Genomic DNA, 16661 nt, shown 5'->3' with positions numbered 1-16661 from the left:
TACAGCTATGAGTAGTATTCAACAAAATATTGAACATATCACCTCTCAAATTCGATATGACGAGCAAAAATGTGGTCGAACTCCAGAGTCAGTGCAACTTCTAGCGGTAAGCAAAACTAAACCTGTCGAGGCAATTCTCGAAGCCTACCAAGCGGGACAAACCGCCTTTGGTGAAAACTACGTCCAAGAGGGCGTCAGTAAAGTTCAGCACTTTGCCGAGCATTATCCAGATAATCGAATCGAATGGCACTTCATTGGCCCGATTCAGTCGAATAAATCGCGACTTGTTGCCGAACATTTCGATTGGGTTCACACCATAGATCGAACCAAGATTGCTCAACGCCTGAATGATCAGCGTCCAAGCGAACTTAAACCGCTACAAGTTCTGATTCAGGTTAACACCAGTGGTGAAGCATCTAAGTCTGGTGTCACCGAAGCGGAAGTATTCGAGCTGGCGGAGTTGATTTCTCGCCTACCCAACCTCACTTTAAGAGGGTTGATGTCGATTCCTGCCAACGTGTCTGACTACGAATCACAACTTCATGAGTTTCAGAAGTTGGCCACATTGAAGCAAACACTCGAAGCTCAGTTCCCAGAAATCGATACATTATCAATGGGAATGAGTGGTGATATGACCGCTGCAATCGAAGCTGGTAGTACAATGGTTCGTATTGGAACCGCTATTTTCGGCGCGCGAGACTACAGCTAAATCAACAAAACGCTCACTAGCGACATAAATTCGTCGTTAAATTAAAGAGTAAATCGCGTAATCATCTTACTCGCCAATAGGAGCAGTAAGTAACAGCGGCGCCATTATACACCTGAGCGCACAACAAACTCTAAATATCATGATGGAAATCAGACAAATGGAACATAAAAAAATCGCCTTCATTGGTGCTGGCAACATGGTAAGAGCCATTGTTTCTGGCTTGGTTGCTAACGGATACCCAGCGCAAAACATTACCGCGACAGCTCCTTCAGAGGCTCGCCGTCTTCCGCTAGAACAAGATTTTGGCATCCGTACCACCAGCGATAACATCCAAGCAGCGACCGAAGCGGATGTGGTGGTATTGTCTGTGAAACCGCAAATGATGGCTGATGTTTGTAAACCACTGCAAGCGATCGATTTCACTAATAAACTGGTGATTTCTATTGCCGCTGGCATCAACTGTTCACGATTGGATGATATGCTAGCCACCAAATTGAACTTGGTTCGTGTTATGCCAAATACGCCATCACAACTTGGGTTGGGCATGAGTGGTTTATTCGCACCAGCCCATGTAACTGAGCAAGACAAAGCTTTTGCTGCAGAGTTAATGGAAGCGGTCGGTAAAGTATGTTGGGTTGAGCAAGAGTCTGGCATCAATAATGTGATTGCCGCAGCAGGCAGTGCTCCGGCATACTTCTTCCTGTTTATGGAGGCGATGCAAGCAGAAGCGATTGCTCAAGGTTTTGATAAAGACACCGCTCGACTATTGGTTCAGCAAGCTGCATTGGGCGCGGCCAGTATGGTGGTTAGCAACCCAGAAACTGAGCTATCGACCCTGCGTGAGAACGTGACATCGAAAGGTGGGACAACGGCAGAAGCACTGCGTACATTCAACGAACATCAACTTTCAGATATTGTTGCTAAAGCCATGCAAGCTGCTGTGGCTCGCGCGGAAGAAATGGAAAAACTGTTTTAATTATTTGGATGAACTCCGTTTAGTATCATCCATCACTTGTTAAGGGTACCTTATGAATTCAATGAGTTTTCTCATCTCAACCCTATTTGACCTGTACATCATGGTCGTAATTTTGCGAATTTGGTTGCAAGCTGCACGCGCAGACTTCTACAACCCATTCTCGCAATTCATAGTAAAAGCGACTCAGCCGGTCATTGGTCCACTGCGCCGCATTATCCCATCCGTGGGGAATATTGACCTAGCAACACTGTTGTTTGCCTACGTGTTGTGTGTGCTTAAATTTGTCGTTCTGATCCTGATAGCTTCGAACGGTTCCGTCTCTTTCAGCGCTGATTTCTTGTTCTTGGGCTTGTTATCATTAATCAAAGCCGCTGGAGGTCTGCTGTTCTGGGTACTATTGATCCGTGCAATTTTGAGCTGGGTAAGCCAAGGTCGCAGTCCTATCGAGTACGTATTCCATCAATTAACCGAGCCAATGTGCGCACCAATCCGTCGTATTATTCCGGCTATTGGTGGTCTTGATTTGAGCGTACTGGTGCTGTTTATCGGCTTGCAGTTCGCGAACTTCTTGATGGGTGATATCATTGGTCCAATTTGGTTCCAGTTATAATGTCAGCCGCAGTTTGGCAAGATGGCGAGGACATCATCCTAAAGCTCTATATTCAACCTAAAGCAAGCCGCGATAAAATTGTTGGCTTGCATGGTGAAGAGCTCAAAATCGCCATTACTGCTCCACCTGTCGATGGCAAAGCTAATGCGCACCTAACTAAGTTCTTAGCCAAGCAGTTTAAAATCGCTAAGGGTTTGGTTCACATAGAAAAAGGTGAATTAGGACGGCACAAACAAATTCGGATAGAATCGCCTACCCAGATACCGACAGAAATTAAAGCCATCTTATGATGGCTTTTTATTTACAATTTTGTACCACACTTACTAGTACCAATGACTGAGTTCGCATTTTTATCCCGTGACCAAGGTAAATTGCGGCTATGGTTGTTTTATAACAAGTGCTTTGAGGAAGTAACAATGAGCAAATGGATTACCGCATTACTGATCAGCCTATTGTCGTTACCAAGCTTCGCCGATCAGTTTAAAAATATGAAAGATATCGAAGTACACTATGTCGCGTTTAACTCGACATTCTTAACACCGAAAGTCGCACGTAGCTACGATATCAAGCGTAATGGATACCTCGCTGTGGTTAATATTAGCGTGCTAGATAGAGCTTCATTGGGTAAACCTGCATTAGAAGCAAAAATTGCTGGACGCGCGAAAAACCTCATCGGCCAAACTCAGACCTTGTCCTTTCGTGAAGTCAAAGAAGGCAATGCGATATACTATTTAGCCGAACTGCCAATTACCCACGAAGAAACTTTTACTCTCGATATTGACGTAAAAGCTGGAAACAAAGGCTCAGGTAAGCTTAAATTCACCCAGAAGTTTTATGTTGAAGAGTAATTGGGTTGTGATGATCCAAAAGCTTTTGGATCTAAGCAGGCTAAAAACCACTTATTAGTTAAAGAATATCTAGAGGAGAACGATTTGTTCTCCTCTATCACTATTAAAAGAGATTCCCATGAAAAAAATTGTGCTAGCAACTGGTAACCAAGGCAAAGTTCGTGAAATGGCAGATTTGTTGTCTGACTTCGGCTTTGAAGTATTAGCGCAAAGTGAATTCAATGTATCGGAAGTAGCTGAAACGGGCACAACGTTCATTGAAAACGCAATCATTAAAGCTCGCCATGCCGCACAAGAAACAGGGCTTCCTGCCATTGCAGACGACTCTGGATTAGAAGTCGATTTCTTAAAAGGCGCTCCGGGCATTTACTCTGCACGTTACGCAGGCGAGAGCGCATCTGATCAAGAGAATCTAGAAAAATTGCTAGCGGCAATGGAAGGCGTACCAGAAGCAGAACGTACAGCACGTTTCCACTGCGTATTAGTCCTCATGCGTCACGAGAACGACCCAACGCCTATCGTCTGTCACGGTAAATGGGAAGGCCGAATTCTAACTGAAGCACACGGTGAAAATGGCTTTGGCTACGACCCAATCTTCTTTGTTCCTGAAAACAACTGTGCGTCAGCCGAACTTGAACCTGCACGTAAGAAACAACTGTCTCACCGCGGTAAAGCGCTCAAGTCGTTGTTTGCTCAACTGTCTGAGCAAGTGTCTCAGTAATCACGAGCGAATTAGACCATGTTAACGCCCCCAGCACTCAGCTTGTATGTACACATCCCTTGGTGTGTACAAAAGTGCCCGTATTGCGACTTTAACTCTCACGCGCTCAAAACCGAGATTCCAGAAGAAGAGTACATCAATGCTCTTCTAGAAGATTTAGATACTGACATTGAGAAATACCGCCTTAACGAAGTGCCACGTCCACTGCATTCAATCTTCATTGGTGGTGGTACGCCGAGTTTGATTTCGGCAGAAGGCATCGAGCGTCTACTTAAGGGCATTGAAGCGCGTATTCCGTTTAAGCCAGAAATTGAGATCACCATGGAAGCTAACCCAGGCACCATCGAAGCAGAGCGTTTTGTTGGCTACCGCAAAGCTGGTGTAACGCGTATCTCTATCGGCGTGCAAAGCTTTGAGCAACAGAAGCTTGAGCGTTTGGGGCGCATTCACGGCCAAGACGAAGCCGTCAATGCTGCTAAGCTGGCGCACCAAATCGGTTTGAACAGCTTTAACCTCGATCTCATGCACGGCTTACCAGATCAAAGCATCGAACAAGCCTTGGCAGATTTGGACAAAGCGATTGAGTTGGCACCGCCGCACCTGTCTTGGTATCAGCTGACCATCGAGCCAAACACCATGTTCTACTACAAGCCACCAACGCTACCTGACGATGATGACTTGTGGGATATTTTCGAGCTCGGACACCAAAAACTTTCAGCCGCGGGTTATGTGCAATATGAAATCTCGGGTTACAGCAAGCCGGGCTATCAGTGTCAGCACAACCTCAACTACTGGCGCTTTGGCGATTACCTTGGTATCGGTTGTGGCTCTCATGGCAAACTCAGTTTTACCGACGGACGTATTATTCGAACGACAAAGGTAAAACACCCGCGTGGCTATTTAGCGGCTTATAAAAATATGGTCAAACCTTATCTGCATACGGAACATGTCGTCGCGGATGAAGATCGTCCATTCGAGTTCTTTATGAACCGATTCCGCTTAATGGAAGCATGCCCGAAGCAAGATTACGTGGACACCACAGGCTTGCCGCTCAGTACGATTCAAGAAACGATTGATTGGGCGTTAGAAATGGGCTACTTGAGTGAAACCGCCACTCATTGGCAAATTACTGAAAAAGGGAAGCTCTTCCTTAATGACTTGCTCGAAGCCTTTATGGCCGAAGAAAGCGAAGAGTAACGCAGCCCAAAAACAAAAAAGCCTCTCAATTGAGAGGCTTTTTATATAGAACATTCAACATTAGAAAATCGAACGGCCAATTCGCTCCGATAGCAATTCAAGCGCCTTAGTACCAGCAAGGGAGTTACCTGAAGGGTCAAGCTCTGGAGACCATACTGCAATGGTCATTTCACCAGGTACTACCGCGATAATGCCACCACCAACACCAGACTTACCAGGCATACCAACGCGATAAGCAAACTCGCCCGCGCCATCATACAAGCCACACGTTGCTAACAGTGCATTAAGTTGTTTGGTTTGCACAGGAGAAACAACGGGCTTACCCGTTTGTACCGATGTGCCCTTATTTGCCAAATAGCTAAACGTTTTAGCCAAGTCGACACAGCTCATCTTCAGTGCACAAGCGTGGAAGTAGTTTTGCAGCACTGGAATTACTTCATTTTCGAAGTTACCAAACGAGCGCATGAGATATGCAATCGCCGCATTCCGATCACCATGCATCATTTCGGATGCCGCGACGACTTTGTCATACACAATATGAGTATCACCAGAAAGCTGACGTACAAATTCCAATAGGCGCTGACGAGGTGCAGATAAGCGAGTTTGCAACAGATCCGCCACAACTATCGCTCCAGCATTAATAAAAGGATTGCGAGGAATACCTTGCTCCATTTCTAGCTGGATTAGCGAATTAAATGCCTGCCCCGAAGGCTCTTTTCCCACTCGAGACCAAATTTCTTCTTGCTTGTACAAGCACATCGCTAACGTCAAGCTCAATGCTTTTGAAATAGATTGGATAGAGAAAGGTTCATCGGCATCGCCCGCCTTAATAACCTCACCTTCGTTGGTGTATACCGCAATACCTAACTTGTTGCTGGGTACTTTTGCCAGAGCAGGAATGTAATCAGCCACTTTGCCTTGGCCGATTAAAGGGCGCACTTCCGCCAAAATATCTGTCAAAATTTCCACTGTCGGTTTCATTCTCTACCTTCTATTTACAAGAGAACTCGTTGAGCTCAGAGGTAAAAAAAGCCAACGTGTCGTTGGCTTTTCCATAGGGTTCGTTCGACTCAAGTCGATTATGGTTTTACTGCCACAATAATATTGCGGTTGATAGATTGATCAACACGGTGAAGATAACCGATGTAAGGCTCTTCTGAAAGTACCTTCCAACCTTGCTCTTCAAATAATGCCGCGACGTCTTTCCATTTCAACGTAAATTCATTGAAAGACAACACCACTGAACCTTGTTTTTTCAGTACCACTTTCCATGCAGGCAGAGCCTCTTTTAAAAGCTCTAGTGGGCTGCGGTTCAGTTTGCTGTCCTTGGCATTTTTGCTGCCGTGCTGCACACCATAAGGCAAGTCAGACACCATCACATCAACTGAGTTCTTTTTCACGACTTGATCAGCGATACGAGTATCAGCCGAATACAGCTTCATAAACTGAAGATTGCCTTGGTTGTAATCTTCTTTATTTGCTGCAGCTTCAACCACGAAACCATCCGCCACTTTCTTGCCACCCGCAGTGCGCTTTTCTTTGCTCACTTTGTGCTTAAAGCGGCCATTCTTCATGAACTTAACGATAAAGGTCTGGATCTCTTGCACCCACTTGGCATTGATCTCTACCCCCACCACGTTCAAACCATGGATCAAGCCTTCAAACAAGGTTGTACCTTTACCACACATTGGATCCATTAAGGTCAGTTGTTTACTTCCCGTATTGGACGCACTAATGCCGATATTCACCATCAAGCGAGTAAACTGCTCGTTTGTTTTCCCGGTATAACGCAGAATCTGACTCATGCTTTCCGGGAAAGTATTGAACGCTGGCGCTTGAATTGGTCGAAGTAAACCATCTTCGCGCACTTCAAATAGTGCATAGTAAATCGAAGAGGCTGCGATTCTTCGCGTCTGCTCATCGCTTAGAGCTTCCTGACAAGAAAACACCAACGCTGCAGGTAAGCCAACCTCTTTACTACCAATTTCTGTCACATCCACGCCTTGTGAAGCTAAAATTGCTTTTAGCTCTGAACAGGCAATGGTCATTGCGCTATCAAAGTAAATTCGGTTATGACCCGGATTCGCTAATATCGCGTAATGGTACATCCCATGAACTCCTCTAGTTACGCGATACGCTTATATTTGATATCCCACACACCGTGACCAAGACGGTGACCACGAGCTTCAAACTTCGTTAAAGGACGGTCGTCTGGACGAGGAACGAAATCACCATCTTTAGCAATGTTTTCGAAACCTGGCGCTTGGTTCATCACTTCAATCATGTGCTCTGCGTAGTTTTCCCAGTCTGTCGCCATGTGGAAAATACCTTCATTAGGGATCAGCTTCTCACGAACCATTTCAGCAAAACCTAATTGAACGATGCGACGCTTGTGGTGACGTTTCTTGTGCCAAGGGTCTGGGAAGAACAACTGCAGTGTCGATAGGCTGCCGTTTGGAATCATGTGTTCGAATACTTCTACCGCATCGTGACACATCACACGCAGGTTAGTAACTCCCGCCTCACGCGCATCCGCAAGACAAGCACCAACACCCGGGCTGTGTACTTCGATACCAATGAAGTTCTTCTCTGGTGCATTCTTTGCCATTTCAACCAATGAAGCACCCATACCAAAACCGATCTCTAGTACAACAGGGTTGTCGTTACCAAACACTTCTTTCCAATCGAGAAGTTCAGCTTTGAAGTCAATACCCATCGTTGGCCAGCATTCATTCATCGCGCTCTCTTGACCTTTAGTCAAACGCCCTTCACGGCGCACAAAGCTGCGGATTTTGCGGATCAGCTTTCCGTCTTCGTTGTATTCGTTAGTGGTTACTTCACTCATTGATTTTGCCTGCACATTGATTAATCAAAGCGGGGATTATCCAAAGAATTTACTGAGGTGCAAGTATTTGTTGAGCTCTTGGCCTATGGCAGCCCAAAAGCAATAGCACACCTCTTTATATCCCTACTGTTTATCCGTTGTACTTCTTGCCCATTATGTGGTGCAATTTTGCACCTAACCAATAATAGAATACAGAGCAAGTCGTGACACCTTTCGCCAATGCCATCCTAGAATGGTATGACGCATATGGAAGAAAAGATCTTCCGTGGCAACAAAATAAGACCGCATACAGTGTCTGGTTGTCTGAAATCATGCTTCAGCAAACTCAGGTCACTACGGTTATTCCGTATTACCAACGTTTCTTGGAGCGTTTTCCAACCGTGATCGATCTTGCCAATGCTGAGCAAGATGAAGTCCTGCACCTTTGGACTGGCTTAGGGTATTACGCCCGAGCCCGTAACCTTCACAAAGCAGCACAAGAGGTCGCCTCTACATACAATGGTGAGTTTCCTCTTGATATAGAGAAAATGAACGCCTTACCGGGGATTGGCCGCTCTACCGCAGCCGCCGTTTTATCGTCTGTGTATAAACAACCACATGCGATTCTTGATGGCAACGTGAAGCGCACCCTATCCCGCTGTTTCGCAGTCGAAGGATGGCCAGGACAAAAAAAGGTTGAAAACCAGCTGTGGGAAATTGCCGAAACGCATACCCCACAAACGGACGTAGATAAGTATAACCAGGCAATGATGGACATGGGCGCAATGGTCTGCACACGCAGCAAACCCAAATGTAGCCTCTGCCCTGTTGCGGATCTGTGTGTGGCAAAACAACAAGGCAATGTGCTCGACTACCCGGGTAAAAAACCGAAAAAAGACAAGCCAATCAAGCAAACTCGTTTTGTAATGCTTCACCACAACACCGAAAATGGTCATGAAGTGTGGTTAGAACAAAGACCACAAACAGGCATTTGGGGTGGCTTATTTTGCTTCCCACAAACCGAACATGTAGATGTAGAAAGCGACATTGAATTGCTACTGGATCAACGTGGCATTCAAGCCAGCAATATCAAGCAGCAGCAAACCCTGATTACCTTTCGCCATACCTTTAGCCATTACCACCTCGATATCACGCCAATTTTGATTGATTTATCAAAGCAACCGGACGTGATAATGGAAGGCAACAAAGGTCTTTGGTATAACTTATCTAAACCTGAAGAAGTCGGTTTAGCCGCGCCAGTAAAACTATTGCTGGAAGCGCTACCCCACGAACTTCGTTAATTGAATACAAGGAGTCATTATGAGCCGCACTGTATTTTGTGCTCGACTAAAAAAAGAAGGCGAAGGTCTAGACTTTCAACTTTACCCTGGTGAACTAGGTAAACGCATTTTCGACAACATCTCGAAAGAAGCGTGGGCTCAGTGGCAACACAAACAAACCATGTTGATCAACGAAAAGAAACTCAACATGATGGATCCAGAGCACCGAAAACTGATCGAAACAGAAATGGTAAACTTCCTCTTTGAAGGAAAAGACGTTCATATCGAAGGTTACACACCGCCGAGCGAATAAAGTCGCTTGAGTTAAAACAATGACATCACAACCACTTGTGGTGTCATTTTTCTATTACCTTCAATAGCCCTGATACTTATGAAAAAAATTGTCTTTATTGCTGCCGCACTTTTAATGGCTGGCTGTAGCCGTGAATTCGTCGAAAAGATTTATGACGTCAACTACGAGCCCACAAACCGTTTTGCCAATAACTTAGCTGAGCTACCTGGACAATTTGAAAAAGATACCGCCGCGTTAGATGCCCTGATCAATAGTTTCTCTGGTAATATTCAAAAGCGCTGGGGTAAAAAAGAAATTAAGTACGCAGGCAAAAGTAATTACGTCAAATATATCGATAACTACCTTAGCCGTGCCGAGGTCGACTTTCGCAAAGGCGTGATCACGATTGAAACCGTATCACCTACCGAGCCCCAAAAGCACCTCAAAGAGGCGATTGTCACTACCTTACTCACGCCAGACGATCCAGCTCACGTCGACTTGTTCTCCTCAAAAGGAATCACGTTAGAAGGGCAACCATTTCTGTATAAACAAGTTGTCGATCAAGACAATAAGCCAATTCAGTGGTCTTGGCGGGCAAACCGATTTGCGGAGTATCTCATCGCAAACAAGATCAAGACCAAAGACGTTGATTTCAAGAAAGCGTATTACGTCGAAATCCCCATGGTTGAAGACCATTTTTCAACACGCAGCTACCAATACGCCGATATCGTGCGCCGAGCTTCTAAGAAATACGATATTCCAGAAGATTTGATATACGCCATTATTAAAACCGAGAGCAGCTTCAACCCGTACGCAGTAAGTTGGGCAAATGCGTATGGCTTAATGCAAGTTGTACCTAAAACCGCCGGTCGGGACGTATTCAAGCTCGTGAAAAAGCGCTCAGGCCAACCAAGCCCTGAATATTTGTTTAATCCAGAAAACAACATCGATACCGGTACTGCGTATTTCTACATCTTAAAAAATCGTTATTTAAGAGAAGTCCATCACCCTACCTCTCTCGAGTACAGTATGATTTCCGCTTACAATGGTGGTACTGGAGGTGTTTTAAACACATTCCATCGCAGCGATCGCAAACGCGCAATGCAAGATCTTAATTCGTTGCAACCCAACCAAGTTTATTGGGCACTAACTAAGAAACACCCGAACGCAGAAGCACGTCGTTACCTAGAAAAAGTTACAAATTTCAAAAAGGAATTTAACTCAAAGCAAACTTTGTAGTGATAGTTGAATAAAAAGCGTTCGAACAAGCACTTTTTTGAAATTATTTAAAAAAAGTGGTTGACGCAAAGCGGGAAAATCCGTTTAATAGCGCTCCGTCGCCCGGATAGCTCAGTCGGTAGAGCAGAGGATTGAAAATCCTCGTGTCGGTGGTTCGATTCCGCCTCCGGGCACCACAATTTGATTTGTTGGTGTCTTAACGAAATGTTATAACACGGACAAAAGCACAAAGAATAAAGTGTGCCGACTTAGCTCAGTAGGTAGAGCAACTGACTTGTAATCAGTAGGTCACCAGTTCGATTCCGGTAGTCGGCACCATTCTTTTGCCTCGATAGCTCAGTCGGTAGAGCAGAGGATTGAAAATCCTCGTGTCGGTGGTTCGATTCCGCCTCGAGGCACCATATTTGGTGCGCTTGCTTAATTTTAAATCATTGGCAAGACACAAAACAGAATAGTTCCTCCTTAGCTCAGTTGGTAGAGCGACGGACTGTTAATCCGCAGGTCACTGGTTCGAGTCCAGTAGGAGGAGCCAACTTCAAGAATTTCATATGAATGAGATTCTTAAAACGAAGAGTTCATCTCTTCTAAAAAGAATAAAGTGTGCCGACTTAGCTCAGTAGGTAGAGCAACTGACTTGTAATCAGTAGGTCACCAGTTCGATTCCGGTAGTCGGCACCATTCTTTTGCCTCGATAGCTCAGTCGGTAGAGCAGAGGATTGAAAATCCTCGTGTCGGTGGTTCGATTCCGCCTCGAGGCACCATTATTTGGTGTCATTGCTAAACACGATACACGAATAATTCCTCCTTAGCTCAGTTGGTAGAGCGACGGACTGTTAATCCGCAGGTCACTGGTTCGAGTCCAGTAGGAGGAGCCATTTTTAAAAAGCCGCATCTTTTGATGCGGCTTTTTGGCATCTGCCCTACGTTCATTTCATTTTCTCTGTTTCTCTGTTTCTCTGTTTCTCTGTTTCTCTGTTTCTCTGTTTCTCTGTTTCTCTGTTTCTAGCATCGCAAAATATTAAGCCCAATCTCTAAAAAACACTTATTTTACGCTAAAAATTTAATCCTCATCATAATTTCAATACGCACTAGTATGCGCTCATATTCATCTTCACTAAGATGCCCGAGTTATTACATTTCTTCTTTTAGCTATGCCTTGCATAGTGATGACACTTTATTTGTGAGCCAAATATGAAACTAAAAACTCAAGCCTATTTATTATCTGCGATCATATTGCTAGCACTCCTAGCACTGACCGCAACGGGCTTATGGACACTTCGCGTCGCAAGTAACCTTGATAACAAAGCTCGGGTTACTGAGCTATTCAAAAGTGCGTACAGCATTCTTACCGAAGTAGAAAAAATGGCTATCGAAGGCAAAATGCCAGAGGACGAAGCGAAATCATTAGCCACTCGCCTACTTCGTAATAATATCTACAAAGACAACGAATACGTTTATGTCGCAGATGAGAACATGATTTTTGTTGCAGCTCCGCTTGACCCTCAATTACATGGAACAAGCTTTCACGACTTTCGTGATGGAGATGGCAACAGCGTCGGCCAACTTATCTTAGATGTTTTGGGGCGCAAAACAGGTCAAATCGTCGAATATACTTGGAGTCAAAAGCAGGCCGACGGAAGCATTGAAGAAAAACACTCTATTGCCGAGAAAACACCACATTGGGGCTGGGTTGTAGGTACAGGGATCGGTTTTAATGAGGTGAATGCTCGCTTCTGGGCTACCGCCCAATGGCAGCTTGTACTGTGTTTAGTTATCGCGGGGAGTATTCTCGGTGGCCTGATTATCTCGATTCGCAAGATGCTCAATCTACTTGGTGGAGAGCCAAACGATGTGCGCAAAGCCGTTCAAGCTGTCGCACAAGGCGACATTCAGACCAGTTTTGATGCAGTGGCGCCGAGAGGAAGTATCTATCGTGCGGTGCAAGATATGAGTCAATCACTAGCCACCATGGTGACAAACCTTGAGAAATCCATGCACGCACTGCGCGCTGAGTTATCTGCCGTAGAATCACGCTCAAATACGATTGCCGATCTCACCGTATCCCAGCAGCAGTCAACAGCAATGATTGCCACTGCTATGACTGAAATGGCATCTTCAGCCAACCATGTTGCCAACTCGGCAAGTGATACAGCAAACAACACAGACGAAGCCGATAAACAAAGTCAGCATACTCAGAAGCTGATTCACAGTACTGTTGAAAACATTCAAGGTTTGGCTTCTCAATTAAATACTGCAAGTAAAGCGGTCGCCGATCTAGATCAGGATGTAAATAGTATAGTGAAAGTGCTCGATGTAATTGGCGATATTGCAGAGCAAACAAACTTACTCGCACTCAATGCTGCCATTGAAGCAGCACGTGCCGGAGAGCAAGGTCGAGGCTTTGCCGTTGTTGCCGACGAGGTGCGTAACCTGGCAGGCCGAACACAAGATAGCACTAAAGAGATTCAGCATATGATCTCCAACCTGCAAGAAGGTTCCCGTAACGCTATTCACACAATGGAAGTGTGTGCAGAAACCAGTGAGGGCACAGTAACAGAGTCTAAGAATGCCTCTGAAGCTCTGCAGCAAATTGTAACGGCGTTAGAATCTATCACCGCAATGAGTCAGCAGATCGCGACTGCAGCAGCCGAACAAACTCAGGTTAGCGATGATATTGCGCTTCGCGTCAATCTTATCGAGGAAAGCGGAAGCCAGCTCAACTCTGTGGTAACGGAGAGTCAATCAAGCACTCAAAGTTTAGCTTCGCTGGCGGATGAGCTAGAAGGTTGGGTAAACAAGTTCTCTGTAAAGCACTAGGTTAAAGTCAATTGTTTAGTATAAAGCACGTTTTCAAGCGTGCTTTTTTTGTTTTTATCCATTTACTCTACTTTCAAGCTCCTATTTCTCCATTAAAGAAAGCTTAGTTGATGGCGGATTTTTATCAAAAATGCATAAAAACAGCCCACTCCGAGCACATTTTCATCAAACGATATTTTATTTTAATTTTATGGTTGACCTAAGAGCCGAAAAACCGTTTAATACACCTCGTCGCCCGGATAGCTCAGTCGGTAGAGCAGAGGATTGAAAATCCTCGTGTCGGTGGTTCGATTCCGCCTCCGGGCACCACAATTTATTAATTGTTGGTGCTTAGCACGAACAATAGTTAAAGAATATAGTGTGCCGATTTAGCTCAGTAGGTAGAGCAACTGACTTGTAATCAGTAGGTCACCAGTTCGATTCCGGTAGTCGGCACCATTTATTCTTTTAAAAAGACAATTCCTCCTTAGCTCAGTTGGTAGAGCGACGGACTGTTAATCCGCAGGTCACTGGTTCGAGTCCAGTAGGAGGAGCCATTTTTCAGTTAGTAAGTCGATTACTTATTAACGAAAATGTGCCGACTTAGCTCAGTAGGTAGAGCAACTGACTTGTAATCAGTAGGTCACCAGTTCGATTCCGGTAGTCGGCACCACTTATTAAAATTTGTTCCTCCTTAGCTCAGTTGGTAGAGCGACGGACTGTTAATCCGCAGGTCACTGGTTCGAGTCCAGTAGGAGGAGCCATATTAGAAAAAGCCGTATCTCTTGATACGGCTTTTTTGCATTGGTTTAAAGTCAAACTCTTTTCTACTCATGTCACTCAGGAAAGAAAATCAGAGTTTAGATCATTACCTTGAAGGCATCGCTTAACTTAGAGTGGAATATCTGCTCACCAACAACTCTGCTTTCTATCGATAGTCCCACCATAAGCAATGTTCAGCAATAAATAATAATCATAGTGGGTGGCACACATCTCCCAGATCAAAAAAGCCAGGTAAAACCCAGCTTTTTGCTTAAATCAACCAACTCAGCTTAAACCACCGAGACATATATACTTTGTCTCCAAATATTCATCGAGCCCTTGTTTCGCACCTTCTCGGCCAACTCCTGACTCTTTCACTCCTCCAAACGGGGCCACCTCAGTAGAAATAATCCCCTCATTGACACCAACCATGCCGTATTCCAAACCTTCGCTGAAAGCAACAATACGCTTGAAGTTATTCGTGTAGAAGTAACAAGCCAAACCATACTCTGTGTCATTCGCCATTCCGAGAACTTTTTCATCATTCTCAAAGGTAATAATAGGTAACACAGGCCCGAATAGCTCTTGCTGAACAATCGACATATGCTGCTTGACGCTATCCAAAAGAACGGGCTCCATAAAGCGCCCAGAGCGTTTCTGTGGAGAGTTGGCAATAGAAGCTCCTTCTTGTACGGCTTGGTCGATCACTGCCTCTAGGCGATGTTTAGAAGCCATCGTAATAACAGGACCTAATGTGACACCTTTCTCTAAACCATTACCAAGCTGTAATTTGCTTAACTTCGACAATACTTTTTCAATAAAAACTTGTTTTACACCTTCATGAACATACAGCCGATTGGTACAAACACATGTTTGCCCTGCATTACGAAACTTCGAAGCGACAAGCCCTTCCGCAGCCGCATCTAAATCTGCATCTTCAAAAACAATAAAAGGTGCATTACCACCTAACTCCATCGAAACCGCTTTGACAGAGTCACTGGCTTGTTTCATCAAAATCTTCCCGACTCGCGTAGAGCCCGTAAAAGAAACTTTCTTAATCCTAGGATCAGTACTTAGTACTTGGCCAAACTCAGCTGCCTGCTCTGATACCACCACAGGAAGCAGTTCTTTTGGGATTCTTGCCTGATAAGCTAATTCAACAACAGCAATTGCAGTAAGAGGGGTAAGCTCAGAGGGTTTAATCAGCATACCACAGCCTGCCGCCAGGGCTGGTGCTGCTTTTCTTGTAATCATCGCAATAGGGAAGTTCCACGGCGTAATTGCAGCGCATACCCCTACAGGCTGGCGAATAGCAGACAGACGTCGATCTGTCGTGGGGGCAGGTATAACTTCGCCATAAGCACGTTTGGCTTCTTCTGAGAACCACTCGACAAAAGAGGCGCCATACATCACCTCTCCTTTACTCTCGGTTAATGGTTTTCCCTGCTCTAAGGTAATAACTGTGGCAATGTCTTCTGCATTATCAAGGAGTAATTGATACCACTTTTTCAAGCGACGAGAGCGCTCTTTGGCACTTAACTTTGCCCAACGAACTTGCTCAGTTTTGCACTGACCAATGAGAGTATCTAACTCCTCTAGACTACTAGGCTTTAACCGAACTAACTCTTGCTCAGTTGCAGGGTTGATGACCACAATTCCCTCTTCGGAAGACCATTGCTTAAATACGGATTTCAAGGTTTCATTTTTTATTTGTTGCATCATCAAACTTACTCCTACGAGAACTCCTCTTAGGTTAATCGTTACTAGCAAGATCAGCAAAGAAAACAAAGTTTTCTAAAAGACATGAATGTTCGAATGACTTTACTCTCTTAACAGTCTAGACGCTCATTCTCTTCCAATGACTAAATCAGACTAGCGGTAACAAACTCCAGCAATCCATTCTCCTAGGGACTATCAAGAACACTAGAACGATGAATATTTGCGAAGTAGCAGTAGAAAACTCTTATTAGAGAGGAGCGTTAACGAAATACGCAGTGACAAGAATGCAGACTACGAGCTAGCTCATGCGGATTCATCGGTCTCCAGCATTTACTATAGGCTCGAATCTGTAGAGAAATGGGCAAGATTACATTCAACTAGAATTGTGCAACTCGGTTACAGAGAAAGCTGGCACTACAGATACCAAAAGTCTTAGTCTTTCAAAAGTGGCAGCGGATCCGGGCTACGAGTAGGCCTTCTGCGGGAGTCATTCGAACGAAGGGAGAAATATACTTGCATTAACGAAAAAGCCCCAGTCTTTCGACTGGGGCTTAATATAAATGGCGGAGTGGACGGGACTCGAACCCGCGACCCCCGGCGTGACAGGCCGGTATTCTAACCAACTGAACTACCACTCCGCAGTGGTATCACTCGCTTGTAATCAGCAAGTGTCCAAAATTTAAAGCCT

Annotated in this window: 15 protein-coding genes and 13 tRNA genes; 23 read left to right on the top strand and 5 right to left on the bottom strand. The window is 44.9% G+C overall.

The genetic code is table 11. The annotated features are described in order from the left end of the window. Positions 1–7 precede the first annotated feature (7 nt). The 7 genes from D8S93_RS00140 (at position 8) to hemW (ending at position 5061) form a co-directional block, all read left to right on the top strand. The gene (locus D8S93_RS00140) at positions 8–709 is read left to right on the top strand and encodes a YggS family pyridoxal phosphate-dependent enzyme (protein ID WP_054575409.1); all 702 of its coding nucleotides are present in this window, start codon (positions 8–10) and stop codon (positions 707–709) included. A 157-nt stretch (positions 710–866) separates the two neighbouring features. Next, positions 867–1685 (top strand): pyrroline-5-carboxylate reductase, encoded by an 819-nt coding sequence (gene proC / locus D8S93_RS00135; protein ID WP_047008834.1) that lies wholly within the window; start codon positions 867–869, stop codon positions 1683–1685. Between the two features lie 52 nt (positions 1686–1737). Next, the gene (locus D8S93_RS00130) at positions 1738–2295 is read left to right on the top strand and encodes a YggT family protein (protein ID WP_152811541.1); all 558 of its coding nucleotides are present in this window, start codon (positions 1738–1740) and stop codon (positions 2293–2295) included. Continuing rightward, complete coding sequence (gene yggU, locus D8S93_RS00125) at positions 2295–2585, top strand: DUF167 family protein YggU (protein WP_005393980.1); 291 nt, start codon at positions 2295–2297, stop codon at positions 2583–2585. The genes D8S93_RS00130 and yggU overlap by 1 nt, the downstream gene beginning before the upstream one ends. Positions 2586–2711: 126 nt before the next feature. Beyond that, positions 2712–3143, top strand: coding sequence for a DUF4426 domain-containing protein (locus tag D8S93_RS00120; protein WP_152811539.1), 432 nt, complete (start codon positions 2712–2714; stop codon positions 3141–3143). 118 nt (positions 3144–3261) lie between these two features. Further along, the gene (locus D8S93_RS00115) at positions 3262–3864 is read left to right on the top strand and encodes an XTP/dITP diphosphatase (protein ID WP_085342619.1); all 603 of its coding nucleotides are present in this window, start codon (positions 3262–3264) and stop codon (positions 3862–3864) included. Positions 3865–3882: 18 nt separating this feature from the next. Next, complete coding sequence (gene hemW / locus D8S93_RS00110; protein WP_152811537.1) at positions 3883–5061, top strand: radical SAM family heme chaperone HemW; 1179 nt, start codon at positions 3883–3885, stop codon at positions 5059–5061. A 60-nt stretch (positions 5062–5121) separates the two neighbouring features. Here hemW and glsB read toward each other — a convergent pair whose 3' ends face one another. The 3 genes from glsB to trmB form a co-directional block, all read right to left on the bottom strand. Further along, a complete protein-coding gene (gene glsB, locus D8S93_RS00105; protein WP_005393987.1) occupies positions 5122–6042 on the bottom strand; it encodes a glutaminase B in 921 nt (306 codons plus the stop codon). A 98-nt stretch (positions 6043–6140) separates the two neighbouring features. Then, positions 6141–7169 carry a TRM11 family SAM-dependent methyltransferase gene (locus D8S93_RS00100; protein WP_047008836.1) on the bottom strand — a complete coding sequence of 343 codons (1029 nt, stop codon included), beginning with the start codon at positions 7167–7169 and terminating at the stop codon, positions 6141–6143. A 17-nt stretch (positions 7170–7186) separates the two neighbouring features. After that, positions 7187–7906 (bottom strand): tRNA (guanosine(46)-N7)-methyltransferase TrmB, encoded by a 720-nt coding sequence (gene trmB, locus D8S93_RS00095; protein WP_006743099.1) that lies wholly within the window; start codon positions 7904–7906, stop codon positions 7187–7189. A 203-nt stretch (positions 7907–8109) separates the two neighbouring features. Here trmB and mutY point away from each other — a divergent pair, with 203 nt between their 5' ends. From mutY to D8S93_RS00015, 16 genes are all read left to right on the top strand, one after another. Continuing rightward, entirely contained in the window at positions 8110–9186 is a 1077-nt protein-coding gene (mutY, locus tag D8S93_RS00090) for an A/G-specific adenine glycosylase (RefSeq protein WP_074191812.1), read from the top strand. A 19-nt stretch (positions 9187–9205) separates the two neighbouring features. Then, positions 9206–9478, top strand: coding sequence for an oxidative damage protection protein (locus D8S93_RS00085; protein WP_005381002.1), 273 nt, complete (start codon positions 9206–9208; stop codon positions 9476–9478). Between the two features lie 78 nt (positions 9479–9556). Continuing rightward, on the top strand, positions 9557–10696 hold the full coding sequence (gene mltC / locus D8S93_RS00080) for a membrane-bound lytic murein transglycosylase MltC (RefSeq protein WP_005393998.1): 1140 nt from the start codon (positions 9557–9559) through the stop codon (positions 10694–10696). A gap of 100 nt (positions 10697–10796) precedes the next feature. Further along, positions 10797–10872 (top strand) — tRNA-Phe (locus D8S93_RS00075). Between the two features lie 66 nt (positions 10873–10938). After that, positions 10939–11014 (top strand) — tRNA-Thr (locus D8S93_RS00070). Positions 11015–11021: 7 nt separating this feature from the next. Continuing rightward, a tRNA-Phe gene (locus D8S93_RS00065) sits at positions 11022–11097 on the top strand. Between the two features lie 55 nt (positions 11098–11152). Continuing rightward, positions 11153–11228, top strand: a tRNA-Asn gene (locus D8S93_RS00060). A 70-nt stretch (positions 11229–11298) separates the two neighbouring features. Further along, positions 11299–11374: transfer RNA gene (locus tag D8S93_RS00055), tRNA-Thr, on the top strand. A gap of 7 nt (positions 11375–11381) precedes the next feature. Then, a tRNA-Phe gene (locus tag D8S93_RS00050) sits at positions 11382–11457 on the top strand. Positions 11458–11495: 38 nt separating this feature from the next. Continuing rightward, a tRNA-Asn gene (locus tag D8S93_RS00045) sits at positions 11496–11571 on the top strand. 316 nt (positions 11572–11887) lie between these two features. Next, positions 11888–13513, top strand: coding sequence for a methyl-accepting chemotaxis protein (locus D8S93_RS00040; RefSeq protein ID WP_046875116.1), 1626 nt, complete (start codon positions 11888–11890; stop codon positions 13511–13513). A gap of 233 nt (positions 13514–13746) precedes the next feature. Then, positions 13747–13822, top strand: a tRNA-Phe gene (locus D8S93_RS00035). A gap of 53 nt (positions 13823–13875) precedes the next feature. Then, a tRNA-Thr gene (locus D8S93_RS00030) sits at positions 13876–13951 on the top strand. 22 nt (positions 13952–13973) lie between these two features. Continuing rightward, a tRNA-Asn gene (locus D8S93_RS00025) sits at positions 13974–14049 on the top strand. A gap of 40 nt (positions 14050–14089) precedes the next feature. Then, positions 14090–14165, top strand: a tRNA-Thr gene (locus D8S93_RS00020). Positions 14166–14180: 15 nt separating this feature from the next. Continuing rightward, positions 14181–14256: transfer RNA gene (locus tag D8S93_RS00015), tRNA-Asn, on the top strand. 283 nt (positions 14257–14539) lie between these two features. On the opposite strand, the gene D8S93_RS00010 is transcribed toward D8S93_RS00015, so the two are convergent. Then, on the bottom strand, positions 14540–15976 hold the full coding sequence (locus D8S93_RS00010) for an NAD-dependent succinate-semialdehyde dehydrogenase (RefSeq protein WP_193621559.1): 1437 nt from the start codon (positions 15974–15976) through the stop codon (positions 14540–14542). A gap of 558 nt (positions 15977–16534) precedes the next feature. Then, a tRNA-Asp gene (locus tag D8S93_RS00005) sits at positions 16535–16611 on the bottom strand. Positions 16612–16661: the final 50 nt, after the last annotated feature.

This window comes from Vibrio sp. VGrn 2 (assembly GCF_009361695.1).
Classification (GTDB): Bacteria; Pseudomonadota; Gammaproteobacteria; order Enterobacterales; family Vibrionaceae; genus Vibrio; species Vibrio diabolicus.
This window is presented reverse-complemented; position numbering and strand designations above follow the sequence as displayed.

What these genes read in the sequence shown, in the direction of transcription:
- D8S93_RS00140 (WP_054575409.1), top strand. Translation starts at nt 8, where the DNA reads ATGAGTAGTATTCAACAAAATATTGAACATATCACCTCTCAAATTCGA.
- proC (WP_047008834.1), top strand. Translation starts at nt 867, where the DNA reads ATGGAACATAAAAAAATCGCCTTCATTGGTGCTGGCAACATGGTAAGA.
- D8S93_RS00130 (WP_152811541.1), top strand. Translation starts at nt 1,738, where the DNA reads ATGAATTCAATGAGTTTTCTCATCTCAACCCTATTTGACCTGTACATC.
- yggU (WP_005393980.1), top strand. Translation starts at nt 2,295, where the DNA reads ATGTCAGCCGCAGTTTGGCAAGATGGCGAGGACATCATCCTAAAGCTC.
- D8S93_RS00120 (WP_152811539.1), top strand. Translation starts at nt 2,712, where the DNA reads ATGAGCAAATGGATTACCGCATTACTGATCAGCCTATTGTCGTTACCA.
- D8S93_RS00115 (WP_085342619.1), top strand. Translation starts at nt 3,262, where the DNA reads ATGAAAAAAATTGTGCTAGCAACTGGTAACCAAGGCAAAGTTCGTGAA.
- hemW (WP_152811537.1), top strand. Translation starts at nt 3,883, where the DNA reads ATGTTAACGCCCCCAGCACTCAGCTTGTATGTACACATCCCTTGGTGT.
- glsB (WP_005393987.1), bottom strand. Translation starts at nt 6,042, where the DNA reads ATGAAACCGACAGTGGAAATTTTGACAGATATTTTGGCGGAAGTGCGC.
- D8S93_RS00100 (WP_047008836.1), bottom strand. Translation starts at nt 7,169, where the DNA reads ATGTACCATTACGCGATATTAGCGAATCCGGGTCATAACCGAATTTAC.
- trmB (WP_006743099.1), bottom strand. Translation starts at nt 7,906, where the DNA reads ATGAGTGAAGTAACCACTAACGAATACAACGAAGACGGAAAGCTGATC.
- D8S93_RS00085 (WP_005381002.1), top strand. Translation starts at nt 9,206, where the DNA reads ATGAGCCGCACTGTATTTTGTGCTCGACTAAAAAAAGAAGGCGAAGGT.
- mltC (WP_005393998.1), top strand. Translation starts at nt 9,557, where the DNA reads ATGAAAAAAATTGTCTTTATTGCTGCCGCACTTTTAATGGCTGGCTGT.
- D8S93_RS00040 (WP_046875116.1), top strand. Translation starts at nt 11,888, where the DNA reads ATGAAACTAAAAACTCAAGCCTATTTATTATCTGCGATCATATTGCTA.
- D8S93_RS00010 (WP_193621559.1), bottom strand. Translation starts at nt 15,976, where the DNA reads ATGATGCAACAAATAAAAAATGAAACCTTGAAATCCGTATTTAAGCAA.